Origin of the sequence: uncultured Bacteroides sp. (genome assembly GCF_910578895.1) — a bacterium.
Lineage (GTDB): Bacteria > Bacteroidota > Bacteroidia > Bacteroidales > Bacteroidaceae > Bacteroides.
The window spans coordinates 36,706-54,036 of the sequence record NZ_CAJTSC010000023.1 but is presented as its reverse complement, the minus strand read 5'-3'; the positions used below and the strand labels follow the sequence as shown (position 1 = coordinate 54,036).

The 17,331-nt window shown below is 48.7% G+C and carries 12 protein-coding genes and 1 pseudogene; 7 read left to right on the top strand and 6 right to left on the bottom strand.

From position 1 onward, the window contains the following. Nucleotides 1-661 precede the first annotated feature (661 nt). The 3 genes from QZ327_RS07735 (at nucleotide 662) to QZ327_RS07725 (ending at nucleotide 4,379) form a co-directional block, all read left to right on the top strand. Nucleotides 662-2,308, top strand: a complete 1,647-nt coding sequence (locus QZ327_RS07735; RefSeq protein ID WP_294618509.1) for an RluA family pseudouridine synthase — start codon at nucleotides 662-664, stop codon at nucleotides 2,306-2,308. A 98-nt stretch (nucleotides 2,309-2,406) separates the two neighbouring features. Further along, the gene (locus QZ327_RS07730) at nucleotides 2,407-2,865 is read left to right on the top strand and encodes a GNAT family N-acetyltransferase (protein WP_294618507.1); all 459 of its coding nucleotides are present in this window, start codon (nucleotides 2,407-2,409) and stop codon (nucleotides 2,863-2,865) included. A gap of 212 nt (nucleotides 2,866-3,077) precedes the next feature. Beyond that, nucleotides 3,078-4,379, top strand: coding sequence for a glycosyl hydrolase family 28 protein (locus QZ327_RS07725; RefSeq protein WP_294618506.1), 1,302 nt, complete (start codon nucleotides 3,078-3,080; stop codon nucleotides 4,377-4,379). 208 nt (nucleotides 4,380-4,587) lie between these two features. On the opposite strand, the gene nfo is transcribed toward QZ327_RS07725, so the two are convergent. After that, nucleotides 4,588-5,421, bottom strand: coding sequence for a deoxyribonuclease IV (nfo, locus tag QZ327_RS07720; RefSeq protein WP_294618505.1), 834 nt, complete (start codon nucleotides 5,419-5,421; stop codon nucleotides 4,588-4,590). 611 nt (nucleotides 5,422-6,032) lie between these two features. Here nfo and QZ327_RS07715 point away from each other — a divergent pair. Further along, nucleotides 6,033-6,491, top strand: a complete 459-nt coding sequence (locus QZ327_RS07715; RefSeq protein WP_294618504.1) for an N-acetyltransferase — start codon at nucleotides 6,033-6,035, stop codon at nucleotides 6,489-6,491. 125 nt (nucleotides 6,492-6,616) lie between these two features. On the opposite strand, the gene QZ327_RS07710 is transcribed toward QZ327_RS07715, so the two are convergent. The 3 genes from QZ327_RS07710 to QZ327_RS07700 form a co-directional block, all read right to left on the bottom strand. After that, complete coding sequence (locus tag QZ327_RS07710; RefSeq protein ID WP_294618503.1) at nucleotides 6,617-8,701, bottom strand: RagB/SusD family nutrient uptake outer membrane protein; 2,085 nt, start codon at nucleotides 8,699-8,701, stop codon at nucleotides 6,617-6,619. A 14-nt stretch (nucleotides 8,702-8,715) separates the two neighbouring features. Continuing rightward, entirely contained in the window at nucleotides 8,716-11,952 is a 3,237-nt protein-coding gene (locus QZ327_RS07705) for a TonB-dependent receptor (RefSeq protein WP_294618502.1), read from the bottom strand. A 373-nt stretch (nucleotides 11,953-12,325) separates the two neighbouring features. Next, on the bottom strand, nucleotides 12,326-12,790 hold the full coding sequence (locus tag QZ327_RS07700; protein ID WP_294618501.1) for a MaoC family dehydratase: 465 nt from the start codon (nucleotides 12,788-12,790) through the stop codon (nucleotides 12,326-12,328). Between the two features lie 148 nt (nucleotides 12,791-12,938). Between QZ327_RS07700 and QZ327_RS07695 the strand changes: the two genes are divergently transcribed. The 3 genes and pseudogenes from QZ327_RS07695 (at nucleotide 12,939) to QZ327_RS07685 (ending at nucleotide 15,172) form a co-directional block, all read left to right on the top strand. Continuing rightward, nucleotides 12,939-13,349 (top strand): secondary thiamine-phosphate synthase enzyme YjbQ, encoded by a 411-nt coding sequence (locus QZ327_RS07695; protein WP_294618500.1) that lies wholly within the window; start codon nucleotides 12,939-12,941, stop codon nucleotides 13,347-13,349. An 8-nt stretch (nucleotides 13,350-13,357) separates the two neighbouring features. Further along, nucleotides 13,358-13,920 (top strand): annotated as a pseudogene (locus tag QZ327_RS07690) (SDR family NAD(P)-dependent oxidoreductase); the annotation flags it as partial. A 271-nt stretch (nucleotides 13,921-14,191) separates the two neighbouring features. Continuing rightward, entirely contained in the window at nucleotides 14,192-15,172 is a 981-nt protein-coding gene (locus tag QZ327_RS07685; RefSeq protein WP_294618499.1) for a lytic transglycosylase domain-containing protein, read from the top strand. Nucleotides 15,173-15,218: 46 nt separating this feature from the next. On the opposite strand, the gene QZ327_RS07680 is transcribed toward QZ327_RS07685, so the two are convergent. Together QZ327_RS07680 and QZ327_RS07675 are read right to left on the bottom strand one after the other, a co-directional pair. Continuing rightward, the gene (locus QZ327_RS07680; RefSeq protein ID WP_294618498.1) at nucleotides 15,219-15,992 is read right to left on the bottom strand and encodes a TIGR03915 family putative DNA repair protein; all 774 of its coding nucleotides are present in this window, start codon (nucleotides 15,990-15,992) and stop codon (nucleotides 15,219-15,221) included. 2 nt (nucleotides 15,993-15,994) lie between these two features. Beyond that, nucleotides 15,995-17,260, bottom strand: a complete 1,266-nt coding sequence (locus QZ327_RS07675) for a putative DNA modification/repair radical SAM protein (protein WP_294618497.1) — start codon at nucleotides 17,258-17,260, stop codon at nucleotides 15,995-15,997. Between the last annotated feature and the right edge of the window lie 71 nt (nucleotides 17,261-17,331).

The window sequence follows — 17,331 nt, the reverse complement described above, 5'->3', positions numbered from 1 at the left end:
TGATTATAATGTAATAATTGATGTGTACTGTCGAACAAGCGGGAAGGTGCCATGGAACGTTTGTCCATAAGCAGAACTGTCTTTTCCGTAAAGAAAAGAAAATGTACAAAAGAGTATGATTTCTTTATTTTTTGTCTTGCTTGCATATACGAATTAGTCAGAACTACTCCTGAATGACACAGGTAGCCCTCATTAATTCTGCAAGACGGGATACAGAGAATATTTAAAACATAAGGAGAAGAGCCGTCCCATTACTTTCAACAGGATATAAACCCTATCGAATTGCCGTGATAATGTAATCTCCTTTCAGGTTAGTATCTGATTTGCGTTGTAAAGTTAGTTATTCCTAAAAAAACACAAATATCCAAACCGTTAATTTTGTTTAATCACATTTAGCGGATGGCAGAAAGCAGATAGTTTTCATACCTTTGCACATTATATATAAAGAAATGCGCGATGTGAAGAAGCGCTTCATCGGATTTCCGCTTTAGCAACAAGACTTATGGCAGACAATTATCTGGAAAATCAATACGAACGGTATCAGGCACGAAAAGCCGCCTGGGAACGCGAACGCAAATACAAGAAGATAAAAAAGAAAATAACGCGCCCGCTGCCGCAACCAGACGATGGACACAATGTCCCATCCGCCCTTTATTCTGACATGCTACACAGTTTCCACACTCCCATACACAACATACCGTTGCCGGAAAGGTTTACCTTCCCCTTCTGCTACACGCCCCATCCGCTCTGCGTAGCAGCCGCCAAAGAGGTGCAGGAGTATCTCGGCATGCAGGAAGCATGGAAAGAAGAGCTGGCGCAAGGCAAGATGTTCGGCGTCCTGGTGGTGCAGACACAAGAAGGCGGAACAGGATACTTGGCGGCATTCTCCGGCATATTGGCAGGAAAGAACGCGCACCCGTTCTTCGTGCCGCCGGTGTACGACCTGTTGCAACCGCAAGGATTCTTCAAGATAGAAGAGGAACAGATTTCACAAATCAACCTGCACATCAGACAGCTGGAGGAAGATGCCGAATACAAGCGGCGGGCGGAACAGCTGGCATCCTTGCAACAAACCGCCCGAACAGCTTTGGAGGAAGCCAAACGGCAGATGAAAGCCGCCAAAGAGCAGCGGGAAGAACGAAGACGCCGGGCGGCGTTGCCTGCCGGTTTGCCGATGACCCTCGAAGAAGAGAACGCCCTGATACGCGAAAGCCAATTCCAAAAAGCCGAATACAAACGCATGGAGCGTGCCTGGAACGAACGGATTGCTCCGCTGCAACAAGCCGTTTCCAAGCATGAAACCGATATACAAACCCTGAAAAACGAGCGCAAACAGCGTTCCGCCGCCTTGCAGCAAAAACTGTTCGGGCAGTTCAAAATGCTGAACTGCCGGGGAGAGGCAAGGACGCTCTGCGACATCTTTGAGCAGACCGTACACAAAACTCCGCCTGCCGGCGCCGGCGAATGTGCCGCACCCAAGCTGTTGCAACAAGCCTATCTGCATGGATGGAAGCCTGTCGCAATGGCGGAGTTCTGGTGGGGAGAATCGCCTAAAACGGAAATACGGCATCACGGGCACTACTACCCGGCATGCAAAGGTAAATGCGAACCGATACTGAAACACATGCTGCAAGGTCTGGAAGTGGATGACGACCCCATGCGGAAAGCATTGCTGTCTGCCAACGCCAAGGAGTTGGAAACGGTCTATGAGGACGAATGGCTGTTGGTGGCGAACAAACCGGCAGGCATGCTGTCCGTGCCCGGCAAGGAAGATGCGGTGTCCGTTTACAGCGTGATGCACGAACGGTATCCCGATGCGGACGGTCCGCTGATAGTACACCGCCTGGACATGGCAACATCCGGTCTGCTGATAATAGCAAAGAGCAAGCAAACGCACCGGCACCTGCAAGCACAGTTCCAAAACCGCACCGTAGGGAAACGTTACATCGCATGGCTCAACGGCATAATCCCTCAGGATAAAGGAACAATCGAACTGCCGCTATGCCCGGACCCGCTCGACCGTCCACGGCAAACAGTGGATGCCGAACACGGCAAACCTGCCGTAACAGACTTTGAGGTACTGGAGCGCAAGGACCACCATACCCGCATCGCCTTTTATCCCCGTACCGGACGTACACATCAGCTACGGGTGCATGCCGCCCATCCGCAGGGATTGCACTGCCCCATTATCGGCGACGGGCTCTACGGTGAGAAAGCCGACCGCCTATATCTGCATGCCGAAATGCTGGAGTTTACGCATCCGGCAACGGGAGTGCGAATAAAGATTACACAAAAGGCAGACTTTTAAAGCCTGCCTAAATTTTGAATACCAATATACATACAGGCAGATATTGAAAACCCATTTATATCTTATAATCAATCGCTACTTAAACTTACACATATCCGATGCAAATCCTCCAACCTGCCCCACAAGATTACGATGAACTAATCGGCGTATGGGAAGCTTCCGTACGCAGCACCCACCACTTCCTGACGGAAGCCGACATAAAGTTCTACAAACCCCTGGTGCGAAACCTGTATTTCCAAGCCGTAGCGCTCTACATCATCCGCAACAAGGAAGGAAAAGCCGCCGCTTTCATGGGACTGGGCGATGAACTTATCGAAATGCTCTTCGTGCATCCCGACGAGCAGGGAAAAGGATATGGCAAACGGCTGGTGCAATACGCGCTCCACGAAAAGCATATATATAAGGTGGACGTCAACGAACAGAACGAACAGGCGTACCGGTTCTATCTGCATACGGGCTTCCGGGTAATCGGAAGGGACGAAACCGACCCTACGGGAAAGCCTTTTCCGATATTGCACCTGCAATGGGAGCACGAAGAAAACGGCATAGCAGGTTAAGAACCGACCGCTTACAAAGAACTCTCAAAAGACTATACCTATATCAAAAAGGTAAAAAATGTTTTGAACGAAGTTGATACTGAACAAAATTCAAACAGGCTCTAAAAGTCATTTTGCACAGAATTTAAATCATTGCCTTTCGCCCGGCTTTGCATCAAGTTTCTTATGTTTGCAACCTAATTCATAAGTTGATTTTAAACAGATTGGAAACCATGAAAATCATTACATTCCTATTTACGGCATTCATCAGCCTGCAAATGTTCGGGCAAGAGAAATTCCCCGACGGCACGCTTATCCCCGACTGGTTCAGGCAAAACGAAATCGTCGACATTGAGACACTGGGTAAGAAATACATCCTGACCGATTATGGCGTGGCAAACGACAGCACGGCAGTGCAAACGGAAAAAATACAGGCGGTGATAGACCGGGCTGCCAAGGACGGCGGCGGCGTCATTGTCATCCCCCGCGGAACGTTTCTCAGCGGCTCCATCTTCTTCAAGCCGAAAACACACCTGTACATGGAAGAAGGTGCAGTGCTGAAAGGAAGCGATGACATCAGCAACTTTGCCATCGTTGACACCCGCATAGAAGGGCAAAGCCTGAAATACTTCGCCGCACTGGTGAATGCCGATAAGGTGAACGGATTTACCATATCCGGCAAAGGCACCATCAACGGCAACGGACACAGATACTGGAAATCCTTCTGGCTGCGCCGCAAAGTCATCCCGAAGTGCACCAATATGGACGAGTTGCGCCCCCGCCTGCTCTATGTCTCCAACAGCAACGATGTGCAAATCTCGGGAGTGCGCCTCATGAACTCGCCGTTCTGGACCACGCATATCTACCGCTGCAACAACATCAAGCTGCTCAATCTCCATATCTTTGCACCTGCCACCCCGGTGAAAGCGCCGAGCAGCGACGCCATCGACATCGACGTATGCAGCAATGTGCTGGTAAAGAACTGTTACATGTCCGTCAACGACGATGCCGTAGCCTTGAAAGGCGGCAAAGGACCGTGGGCGGACAAGGCTCCTGAAAACGGCAGCAACACCAATATCATCATTGAAGATTGCACATACGGATTCTGCCACAGCGGACTGACATGCGGCAGTGAGTCGATACACAACCGCAACATCATACTCCGCCGCTGCAAAATCAGCAACGCCACCCGCCTGCTTTGGCTGAAGATGCGTCCCGACACTCCGCAGCACTACGAACATATTCTGGTGGAAGACATCACCGGCGATGCCAAGAGCCTGCTGCTCATCAAGCCGTGGACACAGTTCTTCGACCTCAAAGGGCGTAAGGATATTCCCCTCTCACGCGCCAACAACGTGACGCTGCGCAACATCAACCTGAGTTGCGACATATTCTTCAACGTCAGCAAGTCCGACCAATACGAATTGAAGGATTTTACGTTCGAAAACCTGAATATCAAGGCGAAGGATGCCCGATGCGACAAAGAGATTATCTCTAATTTCGAATGGAAGAATGTGAGGGTTGACCGGCAATAAAGCCGGTGGATGCACCGCCTACGCATCTTACGGCTGCATCCCTGTTGAAACCCACCGGTCTGTATTTTTCAGCCGCAGCCGACACGGATACGCAGATTTTTCTGGATTTATCTGCGTATCCGTGCCAGTTGCGGCTAAAAAATGTAATTATGCCCCCCCTTTCATCGTTTCGACACACCACTATGACAAGAAAATAGCAGCAGCGCCCTTACTCAAAACTGCGCAACATACTAATCTCTTCCGCCCAAAGCGTCTCGTCCGGCGTTTCGAGTATGACAGGCATATCGTCAAACCGATTGTCTTTCATGAAACGTTTGAAGAAATCCAAACCGATAAGCCCCTTTCCGATGCTGTCGTGACGGTCTACGCGGCTTCCCAATGCCTTTTTCGAATCATTCAGGTGTATGGCACGCAGGAAACCGAAACCGACGGTCTTATCAAACTCTTCGAAAACCTTGTCGTATTCATTCACAATGTCATAACCCGCCGTATACGTATGGCAAGTGTCCAGGCAGACCCCCACACGCGACTTGTCTTCCACCCGGTCGATGATATGCTTCAACTGCCAGAACTCGTTACCCACATTGCTGCCTTGTCCGGCAGTATTCTCAATAACCGCCGTAACGCCTTTTGTCTTGCCCAATGCGATATTAATGGATTCGGCAACCCTGTCCAGGCAAGCTTCCACCGAAATCTTATTCAAATGGCTGCCCGGATGGAAGTTCAACAACTCCAGTCCCAATGCCTCGCAACGTTGCATTTCGTCCAAAAAAGCCGCACGGCTCTTCTCCAGCCCTTCCTCTTCCGGATGTCCCAGATTAATCAGATAGCTGTCGTGCGGAAGGATATAACGCGCTTCGAGGGCATATTCCCCGCATTTCTCCTTAAATAAAGAAATACTCTCCTGCGTCAAGGGTTTCGCCACCCACTGACGCTGATTTTTGGTAAACAAGGCAAAGGCATTCGCCCCTATCCCATTGGCATTGACGGGAGCCGCCTCCACGCCGCCACCGGCAGATACATGCGCACCTATAAATTTCATATTCCGATTGTTTTTTATTAGAAAACCTTTTGTTCCGGCAAAGATAATGCAAACCGGGAGTATTCAACAATATCACTGCGATTTTTGTTTGGCATCATCCACGGCTCCTTCATTTACAGGAGCCAGATGAGTTGCCGCCCTTCTTCCTCCGACTTCCGACAAATCCCGTAACTAAAAGCCCCGTGAACGACAGCTTCTTTTTCCTCCGATGTTCCCACTTAATTGGAAACGTGTTCCCAGTACGTTGGGAACGTATTCCCAATTCGGTGGGAACGTGTTCCCAGTTAACTGGGAATAAAGTTCCACCATGCAGAAAACGATTGGCACTCGTATATTACTGATAATAAGCGCCTGGCGAGGATGTTTCGCCGGTAATTTCCCCCTTTGTCCTCCCCGAAAGAAATCCCCAAATCATTTCCGCTTTTTCGTCAAAATCTCTACATTTGTACCTGTTCCAAGAGCAAAGCGAAGCAACGCAGAGAAACCCGCATCGCTCCCGGTTCCGGACTTCTTGCTCTTTCCGTCTTATTAATCAACTGATTAAAACAAAATTGCAGTTTTTTTCCAAAAAACCGTACGATAAATTATAATGATAATTGGAAGGACATAATATGATACGTATATATCCCGTTCTCCACAACAAGAAACAATATCTCGACCTTCTGCTCCTTGCCGATGAGCAGGAGTCCATGATAGACCGCTATCTGGAGCGTGGCGATATGTTCGTCCTGGCAGATGCCGGAGAGGTGAAATCCGCCTGTGTCGTCACCCGCGAATCGGAAGACGTGTTCGAGATAAAGAACATTGCCACTTACCCGCCATTCCAACGGCAGGGATATGGCAGAATGTTGATAGAGTATCTTCTAAAGCAATATGCAGGCAGTTGCCGGACCATGCTTGTAGGCACGGGAGACAGTCCTCTGACCGTTCCTTTCTATGAAAGTTGCGGTTTCATCTATTCGCACCGCATCCCCGACTTCTTTACGGACAACTACGACCACCCCATTTACGAAAAAGGCAAACTACTGAAAGACATGATTTACCTGAAACGTAGCATGAATAAATCATAACAGTGGCATTTATAAGAATTACATATAGAAAGTAAAAGAAGAAAAAGAAAAAAAGCGTGGTTCGAAATCATGGCATAAATGCCATAATTTCAAAACCACGCTCCAGTCTATAGAGAATTTTGCTATTAATAGCCGGGCAATTGGGTCAAATTGGGATTATCTATCAGAGGATGTCCACTGGACTTCGCCGCAAACGGGCATAACTCAGAGAAATTCTCTTTGAAACCATAGAACAATCCGTCGGAACCATCCCCCTTATCAATCCAATCAGGGTAGGAACCGCCGTTTTCTTCCGAACCGGTAGGTTGCTGGTAAATAATCTTGCCCACCTGTATCTTACCTCTGGCAGATTTGGCAAATCCCACAACAGCCTGTCCCTTCATATTGAAATCGCTGCTGAAAGCCTCGAACATAGCTCTGGGATACCACTTATCCTGCGCACTTACACCGATGCCGTGAGCCTTTACAATATCAATCAGTTCCGCCTCATAATCATTGTATTGCTGTTCGTCTTCCGGAATATCCTTTACCACGGCTATTTCCGCCGGATCCGTCAGTTCAATATAATCTATGGCAAGGAACTTGTCACCGTACTTCTGTCCGTCTTCCTGATATTTATACAGCCTGTATTTGGGCACACCGGTATACACGCCTTTACGGTCGGAAAGGTCTTTCATGTCCTGTCTGGCTTGAGCCAGTTCTTTTGCCAAACGTCCCATACGAGTCAGGTCGCTACGAAGCGTAAATTCTCCGGCAAACTCCCATTTACGTTCCTGTACAAGCGCATCCTCAAACCCTTGTTGGTCGGCAGGAACAGGCAGTTCGCCCACTCCGGCACGCATACGCACCTCTTTCAAAGCAGCCTTTGCCTCAGGAGTCGGACCGTTGTTCAGGTAATTTTCCGTTTCCGCATACATCAACAGCACATCCGAATAACGCACAAGCGGGATATTGATATTTCTCTGAGCCGCAGCTTGCGGTTCCACACACCATTGAATGCGGCACTTGCCCAACAATATGGAAGAGTAAGTAGTACCGGCATCGACCCAAGGTCCTTTCTTTCCCCCATCTTTCGGATAGATGCTGTATGACGTACATGTCACATCGCGACGGGTGTCATTTGCATCAAACGAAAGATAATAAGTGGGCAGGACAAACTGCAATGTTTTACGCGAACCGTAAATTCCGTTATAAGAACCGGGTTGCAGATAAAGCCCGAATTCCGAATTGGTCTTGTCACCGTATTCCGCCAACTGCCAAATCATTTCGGACTCGGTCTCAGCCAGCTTGCGCTGGCAATGATTATACCAAAGATATTGGAAACCGCTCATTCCGTCCTTTCCTTGCACCAATGAATTCTTTCCATGTTCTTTAATCCGTAAACACGCATCATTCGCAATCTCGTATAATTCCTTGACACGTGCCGCATCATCCCTGCGTGCCATTTTCAACGTTGCCGGATCGTTTGTCTCCAAATCCCAACGCAATGAATAGCCGCCTGCATAGAGCGAGATACGCGCCAACAAGGCATACGCCCCTTGTTTTGTAAGACGTTCTGTCGAAACATAGCCGCTCTCTTCATACCAAGGCAACCATTCCGTTGCCTGTTGCAAATCGGAAACGATGCGGTCATATATTCCGTCACGAGGCGAACGTTTCGGATAAAAACGGTTTTCGTCATTCGTATCCATTTCCTCCAAAGGAATATACATTGCGGGCACATCGCCATAAATGCGTATCAAGTTGTGGTAGCAAAATGCACGGATGGCGAGCGCCTCACCCAACAATTGATTTCGCTTCACCGTTTCGGGCATCTTCTCCAAACGGCTGATAGCGACGTTCGTCGATTCGATAATACGGTATCCTTCTTTAAAGATAGTGGTGACAGTGGTAGGTACCAACGGGTCGAAATCGTAATTGCATGCCTTGTACTTACTGCTGAAACCATCTTCTGCCGTATGCACTACCGTTTCGCCCATGCCGAGGTTATAAAACATCTCCTTATGTATAAGCCCCCTATAGCATCCTTGCACAAACAAATCGGCTTTTGTCTCATTCTCAAATATAAAATCAACGTCATCAGAGGTATAAGACTCCATGTTCAGCCAATCGGAGCAGGATGTCATACTCATTCCCAACGAAAAGCCGAGTATTGTTACCGTAACCAGTTTCTTCTTCAAACCGGTCCAATCAAATATTCTATTATTCATAAGTTCTTTTCTAATTAAAATGTTAAATTAAGACCGACAACATAACTTCTTGAACGGGGATAAGCCGAACTGTCGTATCCCGGAGTGGTAACCACGTTGTCCTTGGCTGCTCTCACCTCAGGGTCATAACCCGAATATCCGGTGAGAGTGGCTACATTGTTGGCCGTAAAGTAAATACGTGCATTGGCAATCATCGCTTTCTTCAACCATGTCTTAGGCAAAGTATAGCCCAACGTAATCTGTGCCAACCGCAAGTAAGAACCGTCTTCTACGAAGTAAGAGGAAGGATAAAAGCCCCATTCCTTATTGTTCTTGGTCAATCCCCAAATGCGTGCGGAGCCATCGGGATTCATCTCCTGCATACGCGCCAGCGTAGCCTGTTTTCCGGTAGAAGGGTCTATCACACGATAGTAGTTGCCAAATTCCTGCGGAATGTTCTCGAATATGGAATACGTAGTCAGGCTTTGCTTGTTGGCGTTATAGATATCCTGACCGATAGCAAACTTCATGAAAACACTCAAATCAAACCCTTTATAGGTGAAAGTGTTGTTAAAACCTCCGATGCAATCAGGAGTTCCGTTACCGATTTTCACATTTTTCTTGGTAAATATAGGATTGCCGTTGTCATCCACGTCATCGGCCGCGTATTTGATATCGCCAGGTTGGGGAGTTCCCGACTTGGGCTTTACGACTCCTTCACGCAAAGTCAGTTTTCCACCCGCTCCTTCAATGAAATCCTCCGCAGTATATACCCCTTCATATTTATAGCCGTACATTTCGCCCAAAGCCTTTCCTACCGTTGCATAGTAGGTAACCATGCCCGAACGGGAGTCGCCCGCGTTGAACGTTTTTTCCGTCTGTCCTTCTTCCAACGCCACAACTTTCGATTTGTTGAAAGACAAATTCAGGTCGCTTGTCCAACTGAAATTCTTGGTACGGACATTCACCGTATTCAAGGTGATTTCCCAACCCCTGTTGCGCATCTTACCTACATTCTGGTATTGTGTAGAATAGCCGGTAGAGGACGGAACAACACAATTCAGCAATAAATCATTTGCCTGATTGTTGTACCATTCGGCCGTCAGGTTGACACGGTTGTTGAACAAGGAAACATCAAGACCGACATTGGCAGCCACCTGTGTCTCCCACTTCAACTCAGGATTGCCCAGTTGTGTGCCCAATATATAGGCGGGATTGGTTGTGACATTATTCATCGGATAAGAGGTCAATGAAACATTGGTGCGGTATGAAAAGCTTCCCACGCCATTGTTACCCGTAGTACCGTAACCCACGCGCAGTTTCATGCTATTGACAACATCGTTGATGCGGTTCTCTTTCCAGAACTTCTCCTCGGAAACTCTCCATGCAACCGATGCCGAAGGAAAGAGTCCCCATTGATGGCCTTTGGCAAATTTGGAAGAACCGTCGGCACGAAGAGTGGCTGTCAGCAAATAACGTTCGTCAAACGTATAGTTGGCACGGAAGAAGGCGGAAACGATCCCGCTATGTCCATGGCCGGATTTCTTCTCGTTCACGTTTCCTAACGATATATCATCGATGCCATGATTGGGATAAGGTATCTGTTTCACACTGATGGAGTTGCTTTCATCCTCACTGTAACTCACTTCATGACCAAGCAAGAAATTCACTTTATGCTTCTTGGCAAACGTCTGATTATAGTTCAACGTATTCGTTATCTGGTAAGAATAAGACTCGCTGTTGCCTATACTTCCGGTCATACCTGTATTGAAAGGGTCCATCAAATATCCGGTAGAACGTTCGTCGGAAAAGGAAGTAGACTTGCTGCTGTTCCATCTATAGCTTCCGGCAACGCGGTAAGTGAAATGTTTCAGAAAATCAAATTCCAGACCCGCATTCACCGAAAACAAGCGTGAACGTTTATTAGAGGTGGAGGCCTCATTCTGTATCAACGGATTGGATGCCGTATATGAACTCTCGGCACCACGGAAATCCACATAGGTCTGTTCCGTCAACATCTGGTCGCGAGTGAAATAAGTACCCCCGCTGATAGGCTGGCGCAATACGTACTTCATGCCCGAATAGCTTCCGCCGCCGTCTACGCTCTTGTTGTTGAACATGGCATTCACATCCAAGCGAACCCCTTTATAAAGTTCCGAATTGATTTTTGCACGGAAAGCACTTTTATTTGCCGAATGGTTGGCGAGCAAACCGTCCTGTCCATTGTAATTATAGCTCAACATTACCTGGGTCTTCTCGGTTCCGGTAGAAATATTGACGTTATGGCTCTGTGTCATGGCATATCCGCCGAACACCTCATCTTGCCAGTCGATAGAAGACGCACCGGCATAGCGCTCATGCATACGGCCGTATGCACCGGTATAAAAACCGTCGGCATCTATTGCCATACCGTCGTCATAGAAGGCGCTCCATGTGGAAGCGATACCGGTCAGTTCGGCAAACTCATACTGGTATTTCACAAAATCTTCCACATCAGACATCAAATCCAACTTCTTAGCCAACTTATCGAAAGAGAAATAGGTATTATAAGAAACCTGTGTCTTACCCTTCTTGCCGGATTTGGTAGTAATCAAAATGATACCGTTAGAACCACGGGCACCATAAATGGCGGTAGAAGAAGCATCCTTCAGCACATCAATGCTCTCAATATCGTTAATATCGATATTCTCGAGTGCGCTCCCCATTTCAAAACCGTCTACAATATAGAGCGGTTCCGTACTTTGAGTCAACGACATGCCGCCACGAATGGTAATGTTGGCACCGGCGCCGGGAGCACCGCTTTCCGTCACGATGTTTACACCGGCAGCTTTTCCTTGCAGTGCCTGCATAGCAGTAGTCACCGGCACATTGGCAAGTTCCTGGCCCCCTACTGATGAAATGGCTCCCGTCAAATCTTTACGCTTGACTTTTGCATAACCGATGGCTACCACTTCTTCCAACATGACAGAAGACTCCTTCAAAGTCACTTTATAATCGGTTTGCGCATCCAACCTTAGGATGGCATCGTCATACCCGACAAACCTGATAACCAAATCCTTGGAAGAAGACGGAACCGAAAGCCTGAACTTACCGTCCATATCAGTGATTGTACCGATGGAATTATTGCCTTTCACCGTAACAGAAGCACCAATCACTACATCGACAGCATCCCGGACCGTACCGGTAATCGTTCTGTTCTGAGCAAGAATACCGAGAGAACAACCTGTTAACAAAAATATCAACAGACAAAGTTTTTTGTGTAGAATTCTCATAGTTTAACAACACGAATTTTAATTAATAATTATTAGTAACTCTATAAATAATATCATAAAATGAACACAAGATTAACAAAACCGGCCCACTGCAATCAGACACGGATTTCGTTTGCAAATATCAAGTATTCTAAAGATTGTTTAGATAACCACATTGATGTTAAAATTATATTTTTTGATGTTTATTACGGAACGTAACAATGTTTGTATGCTCTCTTATCGGGAGCTCGGCAATGGAATGCTGCCAGTTAATAGGTAAGACCTTGTCAATAGGGTGGTGAAACAAACATTCCTGCAACATAAAAAAAGCCGGTCGGTCATGGCATCCCATGACCGACCGGCTTCGAACCGTCTCCCTATGCTTTACAAATCGTCAGTTGAAATAGTACAAGAAAACGGCAATGCCTTCGAGGGCTTTCTTCTTCTCACCCTCTATTTCGATGGCGAACTTGATTTCCGCCTTTGCCACACCGCGTAAGTTTGCCAGCGAGTGCAAGGAAGCCACCAGGCGAATCCGCTGTCCGGACAGCACAGCCTGACCGAACTTCATCTTGTCCATGCCATAGTTAATCATCATCTTCAGGTTGTTCACCTCAATAATCTGATTCCACAGATGAGGCAGCATCGAAAGAGTGAGATAGCCATGTGCGATAGTCGTCTTGAAAGGACTTTCAATCTTGGCGCGCTCGGCATCAACGTGAATCCACTGGTGGTCCAGCGTTGCATCGGCAAAGAGATTGATACGCTCCTGCGTAAGTTCCACATACTCCGAAACACCGATTTGCTTGCCTGTCAGCTTTTCAAAATCCTCATACGAATTGATAATAACTTTTTCCATATATTCTTTGTTTTATTAGATGAATAGCGTTGTAAGCGGTAACAAAGATAGCTGTAATTGCGTTTATCTATGTTATATCTCCAACCTATTTTTTTCATTTATGCGAATTATCCCTATTTTCGCGTGCAAAAAAGAAAAGAACAGAAATATGATTATACAGAAAGAGTTTACCCTTACCCCTCATCGGCGCGGTTTCCACCTGGTTACGGAAGAAATATCACGCAACCTGCCGGCACTGCCGCCAACCGGGCTACTGCACTTGTTCATCAAACACACCAGTGCCGCACTCACCATCAACGAGAATGCCGACCCGGATGTGCAGACGGATATGGAAGCCATCTTCAACCGCCTTGTCAAAGAACGCGAGCCCTACTACACACATACCTGCGAGGGCGACGACGATATGCCCGCACATGCCAAGTCCGCCATTGTCGGAGCCGGTCTCACCATCCCCATCACCAACGGACGGATGAACATGGGCATCTGGCAAGGCATCTATCTTTGTGAGTTCCGCAATCGTGGCGGCGGAAGAAAAATAGTAGCAACCGTCATCGGATAATCCCTCCCATGAAAAGAGCCATTATCATAGGAGCCACCTCGGGCATCGGACGGGAAATCGCCCGCCTGCTTGTGCGGCAAGGCTGGCGCGTAGGCATTGCCGCAGACGCGAAGAAGCCCTGCAAAACATGCGGCAAACCAGTCCCGGACAGATAGAGACGCAATGCCTTGACGTGACGCGGGAGAATGCCGTCGCCCACCTCAATGAGTTGATAGGACGTTTGGGCGGTATGGATCTGTTTTTGCTGAGTTCCGGCGTGGGCTATCAGAACCGACAGCTGGAACCGGAGACAGAACTGGATACCGCACGCACCAACGTAGAGGGGTTTACGCGAATGGTGACCGCCGCTTTCAATTATTTCAAGGAGAGAAACGGTTTCAAGGAGAAGGACAGCGGACACATCGCCGTAATCAGTTCCATAGCGGGCACCAAGGGGCTTGGCGTCGCCCCCGCCTACTCTGCCACCAAACGGTTTCAGAATACGTACATAGACGCTTTGGCGCAACTATCGCGGATGCAACACCTCAACATCCGTTTCACCGATATCCGTCCGGGTTTCGTGGCAACGGACCTGCTGCGAAACGGCAAATACCCGATGCTGATGCGTGCCGACAAAGTGGCGCAGCAAATAGTCCGGGCATTGGAGCGGAAGAAACGGGTGGCGGTGATTGACAGACGCTACCGCCTACTGGTATTCTTCTGGCGGATGATTCCACGTTGGCTGTGGGAACGGCTGCCTATAAAAAACTGATTTTGCAAGCATCAAGAGCCTGTTTAAAATTTCTTCAAGAAATATTTATTCGGCTTCTTGCCTTCACATTAATAACTAAAAAACAAACAAAATGAAAAGAAAAATCGGATATATGATGTTTACAGTCGCCGCAGCCTTGTGCGCAGGCGCTTCGTTGCCTTTCCTCTTCGGAAACAGTTCGTTGAACCCCGAAAAGCAGTCGGTCAAGTCGGAAGTACCCTACTGCGTCACCTCTCTTACCGTACCCGCCAAAACCGTTTTCGCGGGGCAGGAAGTGGACTTGCTACGCTACGACCACCGCGAACGCATGGACCGCGAACTGATGTCGTTCACCTATATGCACGCCACCACCATGCTCACCATAAAGCGTGCCAACCGCTACTTTCCCGTCATAGAACCTATATTAAAGGCAAACGGCATACCGGACGACTTCAAATATCTTGCCGTGATAGAAAGCACCCTCAACCCGCTTGCCAAGTCGCCCGCAGGCGCTGCCGGCATGTGGCAATTCATGCCCGGCACCGGACGCGATTTCGGGCTGGAAGTGAACAACAATATCGACGAACGCTATCATGTGGAGAAAGAGACAAAAGCAGCCTGCAAATATCTGAAAGAAGCATACGCCAAATACGGCAATTGGCTCTGCGTTGCCGCCGCCTACAATGCGGGGCAGGGACGCATCTCCACACAGTTGCAAAAACAAATGGTAAGTCAAGCCACAGACCTTTGGCTGGTAGAGGAAACCTCACGTTATATGTTCCGCCTGTTGGCAGCAAAGACCGTTATCAGCAATCCGCAGCAATACGGCTTCCTGCTGAAACGCGAACACCTCTATCCTGCCATCCCGTACACCGAGACGACAGTAACCACGGCGATAGCCGATCTGGCACAATTCGCCAAAAGCCAAGGCATCACCTATGCCCAACTGAAAGATGCCAACCCCTGGCTGCGCGACACTTCGCTAATGAACAAAAGCGGACGGACCTATATACTGAAGATATCGACACGGGCGGGCATGTACTATGACCCGCACAAGACTGTGCCGCATAACAAGAATTGGGTGATAAACTAAGAGTCTGAAAAAAGGAGGGAATGACGGAGAAAAGCATCCGAAGAGGTCATTGCTGCTTCTCCGTCAGATACTTCCAGTAGCGCACGGGCATGTCCTGCCTGTGCTTGCGCGGATTGAGCCTTTCTTTGATGCAGATTGCCTTGAAATAGGTTTTCCAGAGTTGCCGGAAGAGTTTCTCGTCTTTGTCTACCAGGCTTTCGTCCAGCATGCCGGTCACAAGGTGTCCTTCGCGGCTCTCCTCACCAAAGGTGACTTCGCGCACCTCTTTCAAATCGTAGTAATAGCCGTATGCCCGCCTGATGTCGTATATCAGCCAGCGCTGGTCGGCAAAGCGGTCCTTAAAATGCCCGGTTACCAAGGGAAGCGCATTTTTCTCCGGCTCTACGGCGGCAAAATAAGTGCCGTCCGCAGCTTTTTGGAAACGGACGAACTGCAACATCCGTATACGTTCCCAGTCTACCCGCTTCCACATACGCGAAAACTCCAACACATCCGGGTCGGCAAAATTGGTCTCTATGGACCGGGGAGCATCTATCGCCTTACGGATATAGCGGAACAGAAGCGATGCCGTTTCCGGTTCTTCCGCCAGCCAGCATTGTGCAAGGCAGGACAGAGCGGACGAAGAAAGCTTTTTCTGCAAGCCACGCCAAACCCTGCCCGATTTCTCCTTGTCCGAAATTACCGTAAAGACCCCGTCATGGAACAAAGGGAGCGGTTCTCCTTCCGCCAGCAAAGCATCCGGAAAAACGCGGCGGGAATATGCCTCAAAGACAGCGGTCAGCAATCCTTCAAAAGTATTATCGAATATAAACACTTCCATACTCATTCCTCTCCAAAGTCAAGTGTCAGTTGCCGGTCGTCATATCTCTTTTTGGGCTTCGGCACCAGCAGGTTGCGCACTCCCTGCGGGGTCATTTCATTGACCGTACGCATAGGCAGCTCGCTGCACGTAATGAAATATTGCGCCTTCTTCATCACCACGCCCATCTTCTTCAGTTGGTAAAATCCCAATTTAGAGAAGCGGCGGGAAGCGACTATCAGCCGCACCGATTTCACCCCGATGCCCGGCACGCGGAGCAGCATTTCATAATCCGCCTTATTGACATCGACAGGAAACTGCTCGGGATGGCGCAGCGCCCACGACAGTTTCGGGTCTATCTCCAAGTCCAAATCCGGATAGGCGTCATCGACAATCTCATCTACCTTGAACTGGTAGAAACGCAGCAGCCAGTCCGCCTGATAGAGCCTGTTCTCGCGCACCAAAGGCGGTTGCTTCAAGGCGGGCAGGCGTTTGTCGTAGGTATTCACCGAGATATATCCGGAATAATAAACGCGCCGCATCGTAGGACGCCGGTAGAGAGCCGATGAGAGATAAAGGATATCCTTGTCCGTTTCGGCGGTAGCCCCCACAATCATTTGCGTGCTCTGTCCTGCCGGAGCAAAACGAGGTGCGTAGCGATACTTCTTACGCTCTTCGGCGCTCTCCAAAACACCTTGCTGTATATAGCGCATCGGCGCAAACACGCTTTTATGGTCTTTCTCCGGAGCAAGCAACTTGAGGTTTTCCTCTTTGGGAATCTCCACATTGACACTGAGGCGGTCGGCATACAATCCGGCTTCATTCACCAACTCGCGGCTGGCTCCGGGGATACTCTTCAAATGGATATAGCCGTTGAAACGATGAATGGTGCGAAGGTCTTTGGCGACACGCACCAACCGCTCCATCGTGTAATCGGGGTTGCGCACCACCCCACTGCTCAGGAAAAGCCCTTCGATATAATTGCGGCGGTAGAACTCCATGGTCAAGTCCACAAGCTCGCTCACGGAAAGGGTGGCACGGGGCAAGTCGTTGCTGCGGCGGTTGATGCAATAGGCACAATCGTATATGCAGTAGTTTGTCAACATCACTTTCAGCAACGAAATGCAGCGTCCGTCTTCCGCAAAGCTATGGCAGATGCCCCATCCGCCCACAGTGTTGCCCACCATGCCTGCCTTGTTGGAACGCACGGTGCCGCTGGAAGAGCAAGATACATCGTACTTTGCCGATTCCGCCAATATCTTCAACTTGTTTAATACATTCTCGTTCATACCCTCTTCAGAAGTTATCGGGTTATCGGGAGCCGGAAGGATATTCCTGTGACTATAAGAGCCTGTTTAAA

Bases quoted from the DNA above. Each gene is read 5' to 3' on its own strand.
- QZ327_RS07735 (WP_294618509.1), top strand. From the start codon at position 662: ATGCTACACAGTTTCCACACTCCCATACACAACATACCGTTGCCGGAA.
- QZ327_RS07730 (WP_294618507.1), top strand. From the start codon at position 2,407: ATGCAAATCCTCCAACCTGCCCCACAAGATTACGATGAACTAATCGGC.
- QZ327_RS07725 (WP_294618506.1), top strand. From the start codon at position 3,078: ATGAAAATCATTACATTCCTATTTACGGCATTCATCAGCCTGCAAATG.
- nfo (WP_294618505.1), bottom strand. From the start codon at position 5,421: ATGAAATTTATAGGTGCGCATGTATCTGCCGGTGGCGGCGTGGAGGCG.
- QZ327_RS07715 (WP_294618504.1), top strand. From the start codon at position 6,033: ATGATACGTATATATCCCGTTCTCCACAACAAGAAACAATATCTCGAC.
- QZ327_RS07710 (WP_294618503.1), bottom strand. From the start codon at position 8,701: ATGAATAATAGAATATTTGATTGGACCGGTTTGAAGAAGAAACTGGTT.
- QZ327_RS07705 (WP_294618502.1), bottom strand. From the start codon at position 11,952: ATGAGAATTCTACACAAAAAACTTTGTCTGTTGATATTTTTGTTAACA.
- QZ327_RS07700 (WP_294618501.1), bottom strand. From the start codon at position 12,790: ATGGAAAAAGTTATTATCAATTCGTATGAGGATTTTGAAAAGCTGACA.
- QZ327_RS07695 (WP_294618500.1), top strand. From the start codon at position 12,939: ATGATTATACAGAAAGAGTTTACCCTTACCCCTCATCGGCGCGGTTTC.
- QZ327_RS07685 (WP_294618499.1), top strand. From the start codon at position 14,192: ATGAAAAGAAAAATCGGATATATGATGTTTACAGTCGCCGCAGCCTTG.
- QZ327_RS07680 (WP_294618498.1), bottom strand. From the start codon at position 15,992: ATGGAAGTGTTTATATTCGATAATACTTTTGAAGGATTGCTGACCGCT.
- QZ327_RS07675 (WP_294618497.1), bottom strand. From the start codon at position 17,260: ATGAACGAGAATGTATTAAACAAGTTGAAGATATTGGCGGAATCGGCA.